The organism is Delftia sp. ZNC0008, from assembly GCF_000799035.1.
GTDB lineage: Bacteria > Pseudomonadota > Gammaproteobacteria > Burkholderiales > Burkholderiaceae_C > Comamonas > Comamonas tsuruhatensis.
In genome coordinates, this window is sequence record NZ_JTKZ01000627.1 from 1 (window position 1) to 793 (window position 793).

A 793-nucleotide genomic window follows, 5' to 3' on the forward strand; every position below is an offset into this window, starting at 1 on the left:
TCGCTGCTGGACGTGGTGATGACCAGCGTCAACATCATGCAGATGCGCATCACGCGCAGCCGCATGGCGGGTGACCCGCCCGAGCTGGTGATCGCCCCGCGCCTGTCCCACCTGGGCCTGCTGGACTTCCACCGCGCCCGCGAGGCCATCGACGAAGGCTACGAGGCGGCGCAGGCCGCGCTTCCGGGCCTGCGCCACTGGGGTCTGTGAGGCCCCGGGGGAACGCGCCCTATGCCGCCTGGGCATCCCAGGCCGCCTCGCGCTCCACTGCTGCCGCGCTGCGGTCTGCGTTGGCCGCCGCGCCGCGCGAAGGCTGCAGCCGTTGCATCAATGCAGCCGGATCCAGGCACTGGATCAGCGGCAGGCCCGCGCCGGCATGCACCAGCTCCCGCACCAGGGCCGGCGTCGTGGAGGCCACGCTGAGCATGGGCGATTCCACCAGCGCGCTGGCCGGCAGCCGGTGCACGCCTTGCAGCGCGCTGACCAGCAGCCCCACGCGCAGGCCGCCGTGCTGGACCACGATGACCTGCGACTGCTCGGTGACCACGCCGGGCCGGCCCTGCAGCAGCGCGGCCAGGTCGAACACCCAGACATAGCCGCTGACGCTGCCCTGGCTGCGCCGCGCCAGCGCACCCACGCAAAAGGGCAGCCGCCCTGCCGCCACGGGCGAGATGGCGCTGGCGGGCAGGGCCTCGCAGACATCGGCCGCGCGCAGGGCCAGCAGGCTGGCGCCCACGTAGAAGCTGGCCAGTTCCACCGGCGCATCGCCGCCGCCGTGCGCGGCGAGCGCACG

At 74.0% G+C, this 793-nt stretch carries 2 protein-coding genes; one reads left to right on the top strand and one right to left on the bottom strand.

Translation table 11 applies throughout. The annotated features are described in order from the left end of the window. Nucleotides 1-210: patatin (locus L995_RS20555; protein WP_047473356.1), on the top strand; the 210-nt coding region annotated here is incomplete at its 5' end. A gap of 19 nt (nt 211-229) precedes the next feature. On the opposite strand, the gene L995_RS20560 is transcribed toward L995_RS20555, so the two are convergent. Further along, on the bottom strand, nt 230-793 hold a 564-nt coding region (locus L995_RS20560; RefSeq protein WP_047473359.1), incomplete at its 5' end, for a chemotaxis protein CheW.